This window comes from Methylocucumis oryzae (assembly GCF_000963695.1).
GTDB classification, from domain to species: Bacteria; Pseudomonadota; Gammaproteobacteria; order Methylococcales; family Methylomonadaceae; genus Methylovulum; species Methylovulum oryzae.
On sequence record NZ_LAJX01000088.1, the window covers coordinates 1 to 16,094 of the forward strand.

At 40.8% G+C, this 16,094-nt stretch carries 19 protein-coding genes and 1 pseudogene; 2 read left to right on the top strand and 18 right to left on the bottom strand.

Features of this window, described 5'->3' with window-relative positions; genetic code table 11:
• The 14 genes from rho to VZ94_RS09025 all read right to left on the bottom strand — a co-directional run.
• Positions 1-1,030 (bottom strand): transcription termination factor Rho (gene rho / locus VZ94_RS08980; RefSeq protein ID WP_439097722.1); only part of this gene is annotated, 1,030 nt, incomplete at its 3' end.
• Complete coding sequence (locus tag VZ94_RS33200; protein WP_439097719.1) at positions 999-1,142, bottom strand: Rho termination factor N-terminal domain-containing protein; 144 nt, start codon at positions 1,140-1,142, stop codon at positions 999-1,001. The genes rho and VZ94_RS33200, both read right to left, overlap by 32 nt.
• A 210-nt stretch (positions 1,143-1,352) precedes the next feature.
• Positions 1,353-1,859, bottom strand: coding sequence for a hypothetical protein (locus VZ94_RS08985; protein ID WP_239649784.1), 507 nt, complete (start codon positions 1,857-1,859; stop codon positions 1,353-1,355).
• A 390-nt stretch (positions 1,860-2,249) separates the two neighbouring features.
• A complete protein-coding gene (locus VZ94_RS31890) occupies positions 2,250-2,735 on the bottom strand; it encodes a PhnD/SsuA/transferrin family substrate-binding protein (protein ID WP_338040325.1) in 486 nt (161 codons plus the stop codon).
• Between the two features lie 32 nt (positions 2,736-2,767).
• Positions 2,768-2,998 carry a PhnD/SsuA/transferrin family substrate-binding protein gene (locus VZ94_RS31895; RefSeq protein ID WP_338040321.1) on the bottom strand — a complete coding sequence of 77 codons (231 nt, stop codon included), beginning with the start codon at positions 2,996-2,998 and terminating at the stop codon, positions 2,768-2,770.
• 6 nt (positions 2,999-3,004) lie between these two features.
• Positions 3,005-3,481, bottom strand: a complete 477-nt coding sequence (locus tag VZ94_RS08995; protein ID WP_045778972.1) for a PAS domain-containing protein — start codon at positions 3,479-3,481, stop codon at positions 3,005-3,007.
• A 17-nt stretch (positions 3,482-3,498) separates the two neighbouring features.
• Entirely contained in the window at positions 3,499-3,861 is a 363-nt protein-coding gene (locus VZ94_RS09000) for a roadblock/LC7 domain-containing protein (protein WP_045778973.1), read from the bottom strand.
• A 42-nt stretch (positions 3,862-3,903) separates the two neighbouring features.
• Positions 3,904-4,266 carry a hypothetical protein gene (locus VZ94_RS31900; protein WP_338040322.1) on the bottom strand — a complete coding sequence of 121 codons (363 nt, stop codon included), beginning with the start codon at positions 4,264-4,266 and terminating at the stop codon, positions 3,904-3,906.
• Positions 4,267-4,288: 22 nt separating this feature from the next.
• Positions 4,289-4,555, bottom strand: a complete 267-nt coding sequence (locus VZ94_RS31905; RefSeq protein WP_338040323.1) for a hypothetical protein — start codon at positions 4,553-4,555, stop codon at positions 4,289-4,291.
• A gap of 2 nt (positions 4,556-4,557) precedes the next feature.
• Complete coding sequence (locus VZ94_RS09010; RefSeq protein WP_045778974.1) at positions 4,558-5,094, bottom strand: GTP-binding protein; 537 nt, start codon at positions 5,092-5,094, stop codon at positions 4,558-4,560.
• A gap of 15 nt (positions 5,095-5,109) precedes the next feature.
• Positions 5,110-6,114, bottom strand: a complete 1,005-nt coding sequence (locus tag VZ94_RS09015) for a hypothetical protein (protein WP_239649785.1) — start codon at positions 6,112-6,114, stop codon at positions 5,110-5,112.
• On the bottom strand, positions 6,068-6,343 hold the full coding sequence (locus VZ94_RS28615; RefSeq protein ID WP_239649786.1) for a hypothetical protein: 276 nt from the start codon (positions 6,341-6,343) through the stop codon (positions 6,068-6,070). Before VZ94_RS28615 ends, VZ94_RS09015 begins: the two co-directional genes overlap by 47 nt.
• A gap of 7 nt (positions 6,344-6,350) precedes the next feature.
• Complete coding sequence (locus tag VZ94_RS09020) at positions 6,351-6,767, bottom strand: type IV pilus assembly protein FimV (protein ID WP_045778975.1); 417 nt, start codon at positions 6,765-6,767, stop codon at positions 6,351-6,353.
• Positions 6,739-7,074, bottom strand: coding sequence for a hypothetical protein (locus VZ94_RS09025; RefSeq protein WP_045778976.1), 336 nt, complete (start codon positions 7,072-7,074; stop codon positions 6,739-6,741). The genes VZ94_RS09020 and VZ94_RS09025 overlap by 29 nt, the downstream gene beginning before the upstream one ends.
• 166 nt (positions 7,075-7,240) lie before the next feature.
• Here VZ94_RS09025 and VZ94_RS09030 point away from each other — a divergent pair.
• Positions 7,241-7,649: pseudogene (locus VZ94_RS09030) on the top strand (ketosteroid isomerase-related protein).
• Positions 7,650-7,720: 71 nt separating this feature from the next.
• On the opposite strand, the gene argC reads toward VZ94_RS09030, so the two are convergent.
• Positions 7,721-8,758: an N-acetyl-gamma-glutamyl-phosphate reductase gene (gene argC / locus VZ94_RS09035; protein WP_045778977.1), complete on the bottom strand. Its 1,038-nt coding sequence runs from the start codon at positions 8,756-8,758 to the stop codon at positions 7,721-7,723.
• 129 nt (positions 8,759-8,887) lie between these two features.
• Between argC and VZ94_RS09040 the strand changes: the two genes are divergently transcribed.
• Positions 8,888-13,021, top strand: coding sequence for a DEAD/DEAH box helicase (locus VZ94_RS09040; protein ID WP_239649787.1), 4,134 nt, complete (start codon positions 8,888-8,890; stop codon positions 13,019-13,021).
• Between the two features lie 252 nt (positions 13,022-13,273).
• Here VZ94_RS09040 and VZ94_RS09045 read toward each other — a convergent pair whose 3' ends face one another.
• The 3 genes from VZ94_RS09045 to VZ94_RS28625 all read right to left on the bottom strand — a co-directional run bounded on the left by VZ94_RS09045 (position 13,274) and on the right by VZ94_RS28625 (position 16,004).
• Positions 13,274-14,671 carry a diguanylate cyclase domain-containing protein gene (locus tag VZ94_RS09045; RefSeq protein ID WP_131655516.1) on the bottom strand — a complete coding sequence of 466 codons (1,398 nt, stop codon included), beginning with the start codon at positions 14,669-14,671 and terminating at the stop codon, positions 13,274-13,276.
• A 120-nt stretch (positions 14,672-14,791) separates the two neighbouring features.
• Positions 14,792-15,217 (bottom strand): EAL-associated domain-containing protein, encoded by a 426-nt coding sequence (locus VZ94_RS28620; protein WP_239649788.1) that lies wholly within the window; start codon positions 15,215-15,217, stop codon positions 14,792-14,794.
• Positions 15,210-16,004 carry an EAL domain-containing protein gene (locus VZ94_RS28625; protein ID WP_239649789.1) on the bottom strand — a complete coding sequence of 265 codons (795 nt, stop codon included), beginning with the start codon at positions 16,002-16,004 and terminating at the stop codon, positions 15,210-15,212. The genes VZ94_RS28620 and VZ94_RS28625 overlap by 8 nt, the downstream gene beginning before the upstream one ends.
• Positions 16,005-16,094 lie beyond the last annotated feature (90 nt).

Here is a 16,094-nt window from a genome sequence, read left to right on the forward strand (position 1 = left end):
ATGTTTTTTGCAGGTTTTCGGGGTCAACCAGGTATTCTTCTCTGCGCGTACCTGAACGATTGATATTAATGGCCGGATAAATCCGTTTTTCAGCAATTTTACGGTCTAAATGCAACTCCATGTTGCCTGTGCCTTTAAACTCCTCATAAATCACTTCATCCATACGTGAGCCGGTATCGACTAAAGCGGTTGCGATAATGGTCAAACTTCCGCCCTCTTCGATATTTCTTGCTGCACCAAAAAATCGCTTAGGCTTTTCTAAGGCATTGGCATCAACACCGCCAGTTAATATTTTGCCTGATGATGGAACAACCGTGTTATAAGCCCTGGCTAAACGCGTAATAGAGTCTAACAAAATAACCACATCGTGTTTATGCTCAACTAAACGACGGGCTTTTTCAATCACCATTTCAGCGACTTGTACATGGCGAGTTGGAGGCTCATCAAAAGTACTGGAAATGACTTCACCGCGTACACAACGTTCCATCTCGGTGACTTCTTCGGGGCGTTCATCAATTAATAATACGATTAGATAGCATTCGGGATTTTGCTCCGCAATGGCCTGTGCTAAGCTTTGCAAAATCATCGTCTTACCCGCTTTAGGCGGTGAAACAATTAAGCCGCGCTGGCCTTTGCCTATCGGAGCAATTAAGTCAATAATGCGACCGGTTAAGTCCTCACTCGTGCCATTGCCTTGCTCAAGTACAAAACGTTCTTTGGCAAATAACGGGGTTAAATTCGAGAAGTAAATTTTATTTTTAGTATTTTCTGGCGGCTCAAAGTTGATTTGTTCAACTTTTAACATCGCAAAATAACGTTCGTTATCTTTAGGTGGGCGAATTTTGCCGCTAATCGTGTCACCGGTTTTTAACGAAAAGCGTCGAATTTGACTTGGAGAAACATAAATATCATCGGGGCCTGCGAGGTATGAACAACCGGGTGTGCGTAAGAAACCAAAACCATCTTGTAAAATTTCTAAAACCCCGTCACCGTATATATCATCGCCTGCTTTTGCTTGTTTTTTTAAGATGGCAAAAAATTAAGTCTTGCTTTCGTGATCGGGCGACATTTTCTAAGCCGAGCGATTCGGCAATATCAATCACTTCACTGATTTGTTTTAGTTTTAATTCGGTAAGATTCATAAAAAAGATTGCTCGAAGCAGCGGTTAGGGTGCTTAACCTTAACTACCGTGACAGGATGGAAACTAAATAGAGGTGTACTATCGGATGATAAGAATGTGCGTAGACGAATGCACTGGCTTAGTATAACTGAAGGCTATTAATGCGTCCAACCTTTTTATGTTAATCCCGCAATTCCAAATTTATGTTTTGTCAGCTAATACGCTAAGTACTTACATATCCATAAACATCATTGGAATGCCATAAGTTAAGACGAAATAACTAATCGATAACAACACACTTTCTAAAACAGAATGATAAGAAAAACGGCGAATAACATAAGCGATGATGGCTAAATACCAAACTAACAGTATTCCGCCTAAGGTAAATGCAATCATCTCACTCTGTTCTTGGCCGAATTTCGCCATTATCATGTAAAAATAAATACCTTCTACCACGGCCGCTAAGGTAAAAATAAAATTTTCACAAACAAAAATAGCCGTATAAAAATTTGCAAAATCAGCTAAGCGTTTTGACAGCGCTAAAAACGAAGCAATAGCAATCGTCGCCATGATTAAGCGCAGACTTACTTCCAATGTACCATCAGCAAAGTCAGCGATTAGCCCTTCAACAATAATGCCTAAAATTAAAAAATAAATGACATTTTTTATTGTAAAAGAACGACTAGGAATTAAATGGTTAGGGTTTTTGATAAAAAAACACGAAGCTAAGTAACTCATTAGTAACGACATACTGCTTGTAACCTCTCCAGGTTGCATTAATTAAATGGTAAGTTTAAGGTGTAGTCTAGCTCATACTACTAGACTATCGGGCTGCCCAACTGACTTAAGATGGGTAACGCACTAGATGCGGATACGCTTGGGTTTTATCTTTAGCCATGAAAATACAAACTATGCAATAAACGAAGATAATTTAGCCATTTTCGCCAATATAAGAACTGCTAGATGATTTGAGAGCAAGACGGCCTAGCGTCTATTGAAGGATTTAATGCTATGAGCATGAGACAAACAATCGATTGACCGATTAAAGCGACGAAGAACCAGGTAACACCTGCCGTTGTGTAAATATAAAAAACCAACGTTTATAAACGATGATAAGTACTTAGAATTTTATATAGCTAGCGTATTCATTAAGTCTATCATGAATTCCATATCTTCATCACTCACGGGGCTCCAAGCCTCAAAACCAAGACTTTGCAATATATTTAAACCGACAGCATCTTCATTCATAGAAACCATTAATGCCTGCCACTCTTGCCGTTTTGCATGTAATTTAGGCCCTAACAAAAGTGTGTGATGAATATCGCTAATTTCACTTCTGGCTAGCGTTTTTAATTTATTTTTGGTTATTGTTGTTAAATCGTCGTAAGCTGAAGCTAAAAAAACACCAACATCAGCCTTACCCTGCAATAACTGCTTAGTTACTAATACATACGAATCACATTCTAAGAAACGACTATTGTCGACAGACAAATCGACAGCTTCTAATAACATCATTCCCATCATTCTGACATCAGAATCTTCAGTAACTGCTATAGTAATATCTGGCCGTAAATCATCAAGTGAGTCAAACCCACTGTCAACAGATGTTGCAATAAGCGCTTCATCTGAAACGTTTTTTGCCTTAACTAACGGTAAAAAATTTTTTGTCTAACCAATAAAGCAGCATCTAAAGGATTGGCATAAATAAGGTCAACTTTGTCTTCTTTAATTGCCTGATGCTGTTGATGAAAACCCGCATACATTTCCAGATGAATATGCTCATCTGATTTTCTTTGCAACCACGTGTTAAAAATATGCCACCCCGACAAATGACGCGGTGAAAAATCTGGACTAACAGTAAATTGATAAGTCGTCATAACAGATTAAGTTAAGGTTTTATAAAGCGCGATAGCGTCATTGACTTTAGCCCTTGAGGGTTTACGTCTAACTGAAGTATAGCCAACGACTTCACCTTTACGAACGTTTGGAATAACCGTAGCTTTTACCCAATAATGTGCGCCATCTTTACGCAAATTTTTGACATAACCTTGCCAGAATCTTCCTTGTGCTACTTTATCCCATAAATCTTTAAATGCGACAGAAGGCATATCAGGATGCCTTAAAATAGAGTGGGGCGAACCGATAAGCTCATCTACGTTATAACCTGACAGCTCAACAAACGCTTTATTCGCGTGAGTAATAATACCGCTTTTGTCCGTAGTAGAGACAACTAGCTTGCCTTCAGGATACGGAATTTCAAGATCGGAATAAAATACCTTTCGACGAAAGCCACCAAATAAATTTAAGGTAACCTCTCGGTAATCGCCGATGATGTAGTTTTCTTCCATATCTCGAAGCATAGCGTTTCTTTAAATGATTACAAGAACTCAGCTATACTGTTAGCTGCTCGTTTAACATCTAAGAAAATTAAACCTAATTTAGCATTAGGTTTAGCAAGAACTGTCAATACCGATTCTGCTCCCGCATACGTCATTAATACATAACCGTTTGCACCTTTAATGAGTACCTGCTCTAAAGCACCTCTTGCCAGTTCTTGGGCTGTTCTATCACCTAAAGACAACATCGCCGCACTCATAGCACCAACACGATCTTCATCCATATTCGCTGGTAACACCGACGCTATCATCAAACCATCAGTCGAAATAATACCTGAAGCTTCAATATCAGCAGATGTTCCATTAAGTTCTGTTAACACAGAAGTTAACATATTTGCACGCATGCTTTTTATCCTCTTTTATATAAAAAAATTTGCCATTCTAACTTAACGCTCCTGTGTAGCGTAGCGTATGCTTAATGCCCAAACTAATGATACAAATTCAGGCTGGTTGAAATGCGGAATACCATAAATGGCGACAACAAAGCGGTTGTTAGAAATAAACAACGGCCAAAAACCGACTTCACTATTGCCAAAAGCATCAACAATCGCCCATGCATGACTTACCAGTCCCATATTATTAATTAAAAGGCCAGAACGCCGTTCATGGATGGTCGCAATTTCAGCACTCAGCGCTGACAACTCCTCAGCAACCTCGTGTGGAAAACCATGCGTAGCCAAATAAAACCCTTGCTTCTCTGCTAATAATACTTTGCCATTTTCAGACAGCTTACTTAGCATTCCAGGCAAAAAAAAATATCTTCTAATGAGCCTAACGGGTACTCTTCTGGTTGATCAAGACCTTGTATCCACCGCAGTTTCTGGCAGTGATGTAATAATTCCAAACACTTTTTTCATCATCATAATTCATCAAACGCCGCAGGTTATCTAGCGTCAGCAAAGGCGTTTCTGGATATTGTAATAAACGCCTTAGAAATTGTCGCGGCTTATCCATTTCTAACGATGATACGGCATAATAAGCGCCTGCCGGAGTTGGATAAAGGTAAAGTCCCTCCGCTAGCGTGTATTCACTAGTCATTATCAGCCCTCTAAACCAGGATCTAATGTATATAGCAACGCTTGCACTAATAACGACACGTCGCTTTTTACCCTGGCATCGACTGCAAATACGGGTGGCTTTAACCCCATTCCTTGTAATTGCACATGATAATCTTCGATAGTAGGCTTTGCACTCAAATCCATTTGAGTAACGCCTATCGCAACCGCCGTATCAGACACAAATTTATCAAAGGTATCCAAGAAAAAGCGCATATCCTGAAAGGGGTCTGCTCGCGTATTGTCTAACAACAAAATTAACCCAATACCGCCAGTAATCAAGATATCCCACATAAAATCAAAACGCTCTTGCCCTGGCGTGCCATATAAATGCAACTTTTCTCCCCCTGGAAGATTCATCACACCATAATCCATAGCGACCGTAGTGGACGACTTTCTGAATTTAGTCATATCGCTGGCAGATGCATCTGTTTTTATCGGAGGGACATCACTAATTGAATTAATAGCTGTGGTTTTTCCTGCACCGACCGGTCCGGTAAAAATAATCTTATATTGACTCATGATATAAATGTTCCACTATGCTTTCTTGCCACGCAATACACTGAGTATCCGACTCAGCAGGCCTTTATTTTTGTTTGACTTTACTTCAGGTGATTGAACCAGGACATCAGCCTCTCGCTTAACTTGACCGGCTAAACCAAGTGCCGATGCAGCACTAATAAAAACAAACACATATTGAGGTTTAATGTTTAAAACCTCTGCAACATTATCCAATGTTCTAGGGCCTTGCACTAATAAGGCTGCAATTCTTAGCGCATGTGGCGTCACTAATAACCGTGTAAAATTTGGCCAATGTTTTAAATAGACGGGTTGCTTAATATCAATGGTGACAGGGTAACGCCCTTTCGATGCCCAACATGCAATTTTCCACATAAAAGCATCCATACTATAAAATGCTTCTAGCGCTCTTTCTAAGTTAACAGAATCTTGAGGCAATGGCGTAACCGTCATTTTTTCGCCTAAAGTTTTATTGATAGCGAGCCCAGAAAATGCGCGCAGTTGGCTTTCATCAACATCTAGCCAAACTTCGTCAGTCTGTGGAAATATAATCAACGGATTCCAACCAGAATTTAACTGTCTAACCTGCCCTTTAGACCGGCTCACTTTAAATGCAGAATCGACATAACCTTGAAAAAATTCTTTAGGATTATAATAGGCTCTAGCAAATTGCTTAGGATCATTAACATCAATCCCTGTTAGTGTTCCTATAAAAGAACCAAAGCCTTTTTCATTGAGCTGCATAGCGGCTTGATGCTTTGACGATTTTTTCTGCTCGTCAGAGTCAATCACATAGCGCTTTAACTGTGTCTCTTTCGGGGCTTCATCATTATCAGCCGTTGTCGATGCTTCCCGGTCAATGACCTTGGACTGTGCTGACGCATCGCTTGCCATAGCTGTATTAGCGATTGGTTTGGTCTGCGGCTTCAAGGCTTGCTCTTGTGCTTTAGCCAGAGCGGCTAACATTTCATCGGTTTTAACAGGCTTTTTTACTGCGATAACGTTTTTCTTGTTGTTGCTCATGCAAAGACAAAACGATTAACGGACGCTGTACCTTATTGGCTAAATGCTCTTGTAATAGCTGCTGCCCATTAATCGTATCAGCATCAAAGATATCGCATTCTGCATGAATATCGTTAACGACAACAGCTGCTCCTCGGCATGGACCCTGAAGATACATAGACATCATTTTATAACTACGCCCGTCCATTCCGTATAATGCAACTTTTAATGGACTTTTAGTTTTATCCATTTTTGTTTTAGCCTTTAAAATAAGTATTTAACTGTTTCCATTCATCAATTAGCTCAACTTTTAATTCTGATAATTCATTGAGCATTATATTGAATCCCGAAGCATCGCGAGTCGAGCGATATAAATCCAATAACTCATGATGCAATTCTACTCGTTCGGGTTGCTGTAAAATCGCTTTTTCCAATACAGACTTTGCTTCATCCAATTGGCTATACTCGATATAATCGCGTGCGAGCTCTAGCGGGTCAATGCTAATTTGTACGGGTTGTTTACGTTGTTCCACAAGCCTGTCTGAACCCTCTAATCCCCGCGCAAGTACGGAATACTGATTAACAGGCATCCGGTAAATATCAGCTTTATCGTCTTTTAAAAATTGTTTTAAGGTTTCAAATTGCTCAGTCGTTAATTTGCTTTTGCACCCCATCAGAATGCGCCAGCTTAGCGCCTGACCACGTTTTATCCAATACAAAGAGTAAATCCACAATTGCAGCAAAAAGCTGAGCATTCAAATCAGTATGAAAACAATAATAAATACGTTGTAAATGCGCGAGTAGCTGCTTAGGTCTTCTGGAAATCCTAAACACTAATTTATCCAGATAATCTGAATACGCTAAAGCTTCTTGATTCCAGAATTCACTAAACTCTTCCAACGAGAAAAAACGATATTTCTCATCGGTAGGCTCTGTTAAACTTTCTGTTTTATGAATTAACAATTTACTAACTACTGGCATTATAGTCGTTGATAGGTGCTTAGAGGATAGTTGCAAATTAGCATTATTACAAGTCGAATAGCTAATAATTTAGACATGGTACAATTTAACCTTAAAAAATTTTACCAGCACTTTGAACTAATTTCGCTATAGAATAACCAGTTTAATCAAACTTTCACACAACATTATGAACACCGATAGTATTAACTTAATCCAGCACTATTATACCGCTTTTAATAATGGCGATATCGACACGTTTTTTAAGCTTGCTTACCGATGATGTCATCCATGATATTAATCAAGGTAAGCGCGAAATTGGCAAAGCCGCCTTCAAACAATTCATGGCCTGCATGAATCATAATTATAAAGAACATTTGACGGATATGGTTATCATGGCCAACGAAAACGGAAGTCGTGCCGCTGCTGAATTTATCGTAAACGGTGAATATCTTAACAGTGACGAAGGTCTCCCGGCGGCTAATGGTCAAAAATATCGCCTACCTGCGGGAGCGTTTTTTGAAATTAAAGATAATAAAGTTGCCAGAATTACTAACTATTACAACTTGCAAGACTGGATAGCTCAAGTTGAGCAGTAATTTTTTAGCATCTTAACTAACAAATCATGATTGCTAAAATCCGTGTTGATATTAGCAATCATGTGAAGAACCTAAGGGTACAAAGCCAATGCCTGCAGCCCTTCATCCTCGGCAAAACCACACATAATATTCATCGCTTGCACCGCTTGCCCTGAAGCACCTTTCACCAAATTATCGATAACCGATAACACGACTAAGGTGTTTTTACCTTGTGGTTGATGCAATGCAATCTGGCAATAATTGCTACCACGAACATTTCGGGTGTCAGCATGAGCGCCTATATTAAGCACATCGACAAACAACTCCTGTCCGTAGCGTTGCTGATAAACCCTATAGACTTCCGTTAAACTTATATCTTGAGTTAAACGTCCGTACAATGTTGCGTGAATACCCCGAATCATAGGGGTTAAATGTGGAACAAATGTTAATTCAACGGGTTGTTGCGCCATTAACTCAAGGCCTTGCTGAATCTCAGGTAAATGCCTATGTCCATGCACCGAATAGGCTTTAAAACTCTCACCTGCCTCACTCATTAAAGTCGCTAATTCAGCTTTACGCCCTGCACCGCTGACACCTGACTTAACATCAGCAATAAGCCCATGCGTATCAATCAAACCCAACTCAAGCAGTGGTAAAAAGCCTAATTGCACTGCAGTAGGATAACAGCCAGGACAGGCGACTAATTGCGCATTAGCTATTGCTTCACGATGATATTCCGGAAGCCCATAAACCGCAGATGCCACAAGCTCAGGACACGCATGTATTGGCTCATACCATTGCTCCCAAACTGCCACGTTTTTCAATCTAAAATCAGCTGACAAATCAATGACTTTAACCCCTTTAGCCAATAAAGCGGGGGCCATTTGCATAGCGGTACCATTAGGTGTGGCAAAAAACACTACATCACACTGGCACAAGATTTCAATATCAGGCGGCGAAAACACCAAATTAATCGTGCGTCTTAGATTGGGATAAATTGTACTGACATTAACGCCAGCATCAGTGCGCGATGTTACAACAACAATCTCGACATGAGTATGCTTTGATAAAATCCGCAATAATTCAACACCGGTGTAACCTGTTCCACCCACAATACCTACTTTTATCATACTGCTTTAATCCTTAATCAATGTAATTTAGCGGTCAAGCTCTTTATAATACTTAACAATGAGTGTGAACATCACCACGATAACCACAACCACAGCTCTACCCTACAAACTTTTAATAAACAGATAAACATGGCAACAACTAAATCAACGCAACTGCCTGAGCTAATGGAGCAGTATCAAAAACTAACCGACGAACAGCTCATGATAATGAATATACTCGCTGTTTATTATAGCTACTGCTCACTAACAGTCATGATTTCATGCTTAAGCAGCTTAGGGATAAAAGCCAGCACCGGCAAAGCGCTCAAATCTAGTGATATAAAACCTTACTACGACGCATTAAACAAGCTCAACCTCATTGAACACAACCCTAAACTAGGCAATTACCGCTGCAATAGACATATTGCAGAACTTATCACTCGAGAATTAGTGACTCAACGCCAATTCCAACGTTATTTTGAAGTGCTAACCCCCCATATAACGCTAGCCAATACAACGTATCTTTATTTCAACAGCGACGAAGAGTGTATACGCAACGCTCGCATCCAGTTTTATTGCCGCGACTACACGACAGTCAAAAAATTTATCAGTGTTAGGCAGCGGTATTCTACAAAGTTTAATAGCATTGATTCCTATCTATCTTGGTTGCTTAATCCATTTGACCCAGAATGGTTAGCCCGCGAACATCCGGTAATGACTGATGAACTAGCTGGCTACATAGGTGTACACCAGCTTTCCTATCTAAAGAACGATGCAACAATTAACGCATTTTTAGCACAGCAAAGCGCAAAAACACCAGACTCATACGCTCATCAATTTGCGCGACTCATTTATGCCGAGTTACTTTTGCTACGTGGTGATTGGGACGCACTAGTCACCTTAATAACTGAATTCAACACGCCGGAAATGCAGGCTATCGCGGCAGCGTTAACTTTTTTACAAGGCAATACACAAGCTGCTATCAACCAATTTGAGAATGCCTTGAGCGCGTTGCGCAAGCTAACCAATAAACGTACTGCGTATTTTGCCAACCTATCGGGTATATTTTATCCTATCGCATTATTAAAAACGGGCGACCACAGTTTACACACCAAAGCAGCCACATTACTCGCGCAAGCGATTAAGCTTAACAGCCCGTGGGCTGAGGTCTATCAATATCTGTCATTGTTTTTACAAATATTACAAGGCAACTTAGACGCGCGTGCTCAATTATTAGCTTACGACTCACCTTATACCATTAACAACATCCAAAACGACATAGCTGACCCGCCTGTATTGCAAGCAGTGTTGCTAATGGTTATCAAATATTGGGTTAAACCGGACTACTTCAAATCTGTAACCACAGCTAATCATAAACTTTACCAGTATATTCATAACAACGGCTACCACTGGCCTGCCGCTGAACTAGCTAGACTATACACTCATATCCAGCCTGATAATGCTAAAGCTTACGACCATAGCTTTTTTAGCCAACACAGTGCTATCGCATTAACGAATTTATTTGTTTGTAAACCGGATTGGGAATTAGCCTTAGATGCGTTGCAAGGCATCAATCCAAGTAACGCTAAAATAAGTAATGCGCCGATTACCGAAAAACCCATTCGCTTGATTTGGCTAGTTAGCTTTCATGAAGCCACACAAAGTTTATTGCTAGAACCACGCGAACAAAAACAGCAAGGTAAAAGCGGCTGGACTAAAGGCCGCGTCATTGCATTAAAACGCTTACGGGCAGAAGCCAGTAGTTTTGATTATTTATCAGAACAGGATTTAGCCTTATGTAATACGCTAAGAGAATATCGCGATAGCTGGTCAGGTATGCTTCAGGTTGAATTTAGCAGCAAAATGCCGTTGTCGCTGGTAGGCCACCCCTTGCTCTTCTGGGCAAATTCGCCTGAAGTCAGATTGGAGGTCATTAAAGAAGAGCCGATTCTCAATGTCAGCAAACCCAATGCCAATAAGCAAATAAACATCAGTTTAGATCCCAAACCCTCAGAAGACAAAACGATTCATATCAGCAAAGATTCACCCACCCGTTTAAAAGTCGTTAAATTTACTGAAGAACATCAAAAAATTTACAAAATACTAGGTCCAAAGGGCTTAGAAGTGCCCGAATCAGCGCAAGAGCGCGTTTTACAAACCTTAGCCAGTATTTCTAACTTATTAACAGTTCACTCTAATATCAGCGGCAGCACCAGCCATGCCGAACAAGTCAACGCCGATTTAACGCCGCGCGTGCATTTATTACCGTTAGGTTCGGGACTCAAAGCAGGTATTTACATACGCCCGTTTCAAACCGGCGGTGCGTACTACCGACCTGGTCATGGCAGTGAAAATGTATTAGCCGAAGTCGACGGCAAGCGCGTACAAACCCAACGCGACTTAAAACAAGAACGCGCCAATGCTGCGGAAGTCATAGCCACCTGCCCTATTTTAAGACAAGCCGAACAAGAAGAAACCGGTGATTGGCTAATCTATGAACCAGAAGATTGCTTAGAATTTCTATTGCAAATACAAGCCTTACCCGCCGACAAAGCTATTTTAGAATGGCCTGAGGGGGTTAAATTCAGCGTATTAGGCCAGTTATCCGCCAGCAACCTAAGCGTGTCGATTAAGCGCCAAAACGATTGGTTTGGCATTGACGGTGAATTAAAAATCAATGAAACGCAAGTCATTGAACTTCAACAGCTACTCAGTTTACTCGATAATAGTCAGGGACGATTTTTACAATTACAAGATGGTCAATTTATCGCACTGACGGAAGCGTTCCGTCGGCGCTTGCACGACTTAAAAGCCTATGCAGACAGCAGTGCTAAAAAGCTTCGCCTTAACCCACTCGCTGCGATTACGTTAGAAGATTGGGAAAACGAAGTCGGCGAATTGAAATCGGACAAAGACTGGAAAAACCATATAAAGCGTTTAAAGTCAGCACGCGAATTACAACCAGTAGTACCCTCAACCTTCCAAGCCGAACTGCGTGAGTATCAACAAGACGGTTTTGCTTGGCTATCGCGCTTAGCACACTGGGGCGTAGGCGCATGTTTAGCCGATGACATGGGCTTAGGTAAAACGATTCAAGGGCTAGCGCTATTAGTCGAACGTGCGCCGCAAGGCGCCAGCCTAATCGTTGCCCCGACTTCAGTGTGCCTGAATTGGGAAAGTGAAGCCAAACGCTTTGCCCCTACTTTAAACCCTAAAACCATAGGCACAGGCGACCGCCAACGCTTATTGGACAACCTAGCCCCATTTGACTTATTAATTTGCAGTTATGGCTTGTTACAACAAGAACAAGTCGCCGACATGCTGGCCAAAATCCGCTTTCAAACTGTTATCCTAGACGAAGCACAAGCCATTAAAAACTTTGCCACTCGGCGCTCGCAAGGAGCCATGAATTTGCAAGGTGAATTTAAAGTCATTATGACGGGCACACCATTAGAAAACCATTTAGGTGAATTATGGAACCTATTCCGCTTTATCAACCCAGGCCTATTAGGTTCCCAAGAGCAATTTAACCGACGATTCGCAGGCCCTATAGGCCGTGACCAAAATCAACAAAGCCGTCAGCAACTCAAAAAACTCATTCAACCCTTTATTTTGCGTAGAACTAAAACTCAGGTATTACAAGAACTACCACCACGTACCGAAATTCCTATCTATGTTGAACTCAGCACAGAAGAAATGGCTTTTTACGAGGCTTTACGCCGAGAAAGTATAGCCACGTTAAACGACAATACCGATTCAATGGGTGCGAAACACTTAAAAATTCTAGCCGCGATTACTCGATTACGCCGCAGTTGCTGTAATACCCGCTTAGTCAATGCCGATATTAGCCTGCCTAGCAGCAAGCTAGCGGCGTTTGGCGATATTGTCGAAGAACTACTTGAAAACAAACATAAAGCCCTTGTTTTTAGTCAGTTTGTTGACCATTTACACATCATCAAAGACTTTATTGAGCAGCGCGGTATTAATTACCAATACTTAGACGGTAGCACCCCAGCAAAAGAGCGCCAAGAACGTGTCAACGCCTTCCAAGCTGGTAAGGGTGACTTATTTTTAATCAGCTTAAAAGCCGGCGGTGTCGGCATTAACTTAACCGCCGCCGATTATGTCATTCACATGGATCCTTGGTGGAATCCAGCCGTTGAAGACCAAGCATCAGACCGCGCCCATCGCATGGGACAACAACGCCCCGTCACGATTTATCGAATGATAACGAAACAAACCATAGAAGAAAAAATTGTTGCATTACACAGCCACAAAACGTGACCTTGCCGACAGTTTATTAGACGGTGCCGACATTAGTGGCAAAATGTCAGCGGATGATTTGTTAGATTTAATGCGCGGAAATAACTGATTATTCAGAGCTCAGCATTATATACTCTGAACGGTCAAGTTTTAGGTATCTTGTGTTGCCGTAGTGCGCTGTGCGCACCTTTTTTCATTGATTTTTAATGATAACTTATAAAAGTGCGCACAGCGCACCCTAAAAACCGAAAACTTAACCGTTTAAAGCATAGCTTATGGTGGCACAGAATAAGACAGCTCAGAGGCTTTACAGTAGTTATTTTTACCCGCCATCTTAGCCTTGTACATAGCGGCATCGGCTAATTTAATTAAAACAGATGCATCAATATGGTCATTAGGGTAAAGCGCTATTCCTATACTCACGCTAATCACAAGATTTTGATTATTTAAAACATAGCCTTTGCCTAATTCTTTTAAGATAACATTCGCTACTAAGTCAATATTATGCATAGCCTGAACAGACGCCAATATCATCGTAAATTCATCGCCGCCTAAACGCGCTACCGTGTCATCTTCTCGACAACAGCTTCGTAAACGCTCGGCCACCATTTTTAATACCTGATCACCGGTTTCGTGACCTAAACTATCGTTTATTTGTTTAAAACCATCTAAGTCTAAAAATAATACCGCTAACAAATGCTGATTGCGCTTAGCATGTAATAAATCATGCTCTAGCCTTTCGTAAAACAACAGCCGATTAGGTAGCCCCGTCAGTGCATCATGAAAGGCTAAGCGCGTTAACGTTTGCTCTTTATCATGCTGCTCAGAAACATCTTGTACCGTGCAAATATTAATAACCTGATCATCTTGCACAACTTGAAAATGATTAACTTTTGCTTTAAACCTATGCCCCGAGCTCGTCACACCCATCATCTGTAATTCAGAGCTAAGCAAAACGTCATGAATGTAGGTAGAATCAAATTTTAGTTCGCCGAACAACACAATAGCGGCTTGATTAGCCGAAATAATCAAGCCCGTTTTGTCGTACAACAAAATACACGAATCAATGGAATTGAAAATAGCGCGCATCGTGGCATTATTTTGTATTGAGTGCCTGATGTTACTGCGCAACCTAGTGAAAATAATAATAAAGTTAATAAAGGCAATAATTAAAAATAGACGTTGATATAAGCGTAGCTGGGTTGCATTAGCGATGGCTGCTTGCTCAAGCGTTGACGTCATCGCATCCATTTTTTGCAATAACTCTCGATTGGCTGCAACCAATCGGTTGCGTACATGCCGTAACTGGGTCGTTGTTAACGGCTTGTCTCTCCAGGTTAACAACATATCAACATCGGGCTTTAAATCTTTCCACATTATCAACGCGGGGAGTATTAACGCTTGTATATTCGATTCATTGCTGGCTGAAAGTGTTATCGGTTTATAGTCCCCATCTAACGTAGTACCACCTTGATAAAAAGCTAACAAGGTACGCTCGAATAGGCGAATCGTTTCAGCTAACTCTTTTAATGCCAGTTGCTTTGGCTGTCCTATTTCGGTATCAGCAAGTAACACGGCTTTTGCCATACGCTGAGTTAACATGCGTTGCCTACCAGCCAAATTAATCGAAATAGCATAGGCTGATAATCGATTGGAAATAACGTAATTCATGGCAAATGCACCACAATCAAACAGTACGAACAAAATAACCGGCCACAGGACTGATTTTAGCGACTGTTTAAGCGTTTTATCCCATGAAAAATTGAGTAAATAGGCCAACAATAACCCCTGCTACAACTTATCAGCCGCAATATCGACTAATAAAATTCGATTATCATCTAGGCGTAATGACAAGGTTTTGCACAAAACCTCAGAACTAAAATCTCGATAGCGGTCTGACGTCACGACTCTATAACAAGAATCAGTGACTTCTAGCGCGCGCAATTGATAAAAGTATTCACGCCAAGACCAATTAAAACCTAATTTTTCTGTATCGACGAGCCACTGATTTTCGGCAAAATTATAATTAGCCGAAATTTGATCGCCATTGTTATTACATAAATAAAATCTTAACAAGCCGGTATTAGCAAATAACGATGTAGGTACTTTTTCAAGCTCAACAACCGTTTCTACCGATGCTTTTAATTGATTAATAAGATTTTTAATTTGACAGATGAATTGAATTTTTTCCTGTTCTTTCACTAGGGTTTTATTCAAAAAACTGATGGCGTAAATCAACGATTTTGTCATGAAAATGCTGGTCATCGTAAAAATCCTCCACCGCCGGCGAAAACAGATAACCTTGCATATACTGAGCGCCACAGTTTAAACCGAAAAAAAACTCGTCAGGGGTTTCAACACCTTCGCAGACGATTCGACAACCGGTGCGCCTCGCTAACCGGCTCAATAAGTGCACAACATCGCTAGCGATACCGCCTTTTGCTGCGGCTTTGAATAGCTTCATATCTAGCTTGATGATATCTGGTAAAAAGCTCATTACTCTCTCCAACTGCGAAAAGCCAGAACCAAAATCATCAATCGCTACTCTAATACCATTTTTTTTGTAAATATTAACTACTTTAACTAACCGCTCTAAATCACCTTTAGCCTCGGTAATTTCGACTACGATGCGGCGCCTATCAATCCCTAATCTATCAATCATCGTTAAAGTAGGCAGCGCTTCAAAGTCCGCAAGATAATCTAGCCAGGTTGCTGAAATATTCAGTGCTAAATAGCAAGATTCTTTCATTTGCCGAAAGCGTTGCAGCGCTTGTTCACGAACATCGCGGTCTAACGTGATAAGTGCCTGATGCGACAGCTCAGACGAGGAAAAAAGTTCGCCAGCCGAACTCACGTTACCATTATCATCTCTTTTTCTGGCTAAAGCTTCATAACCGACAATACGCCCATTGGCTGCACAAATGATAGGTTGAAAATAAGGGAATATTTTTTTTCTGTTCCATTGATGATAAGGTAATTTTATGTGACAGCTCAGTAAAATCACTAAGCAACAATTAAGCCATTAATACTAAAAACAACAGTCCACAACACGTTAACCTATCCAATTCGCGATAAGGTGTTTCGATTAGAGCAT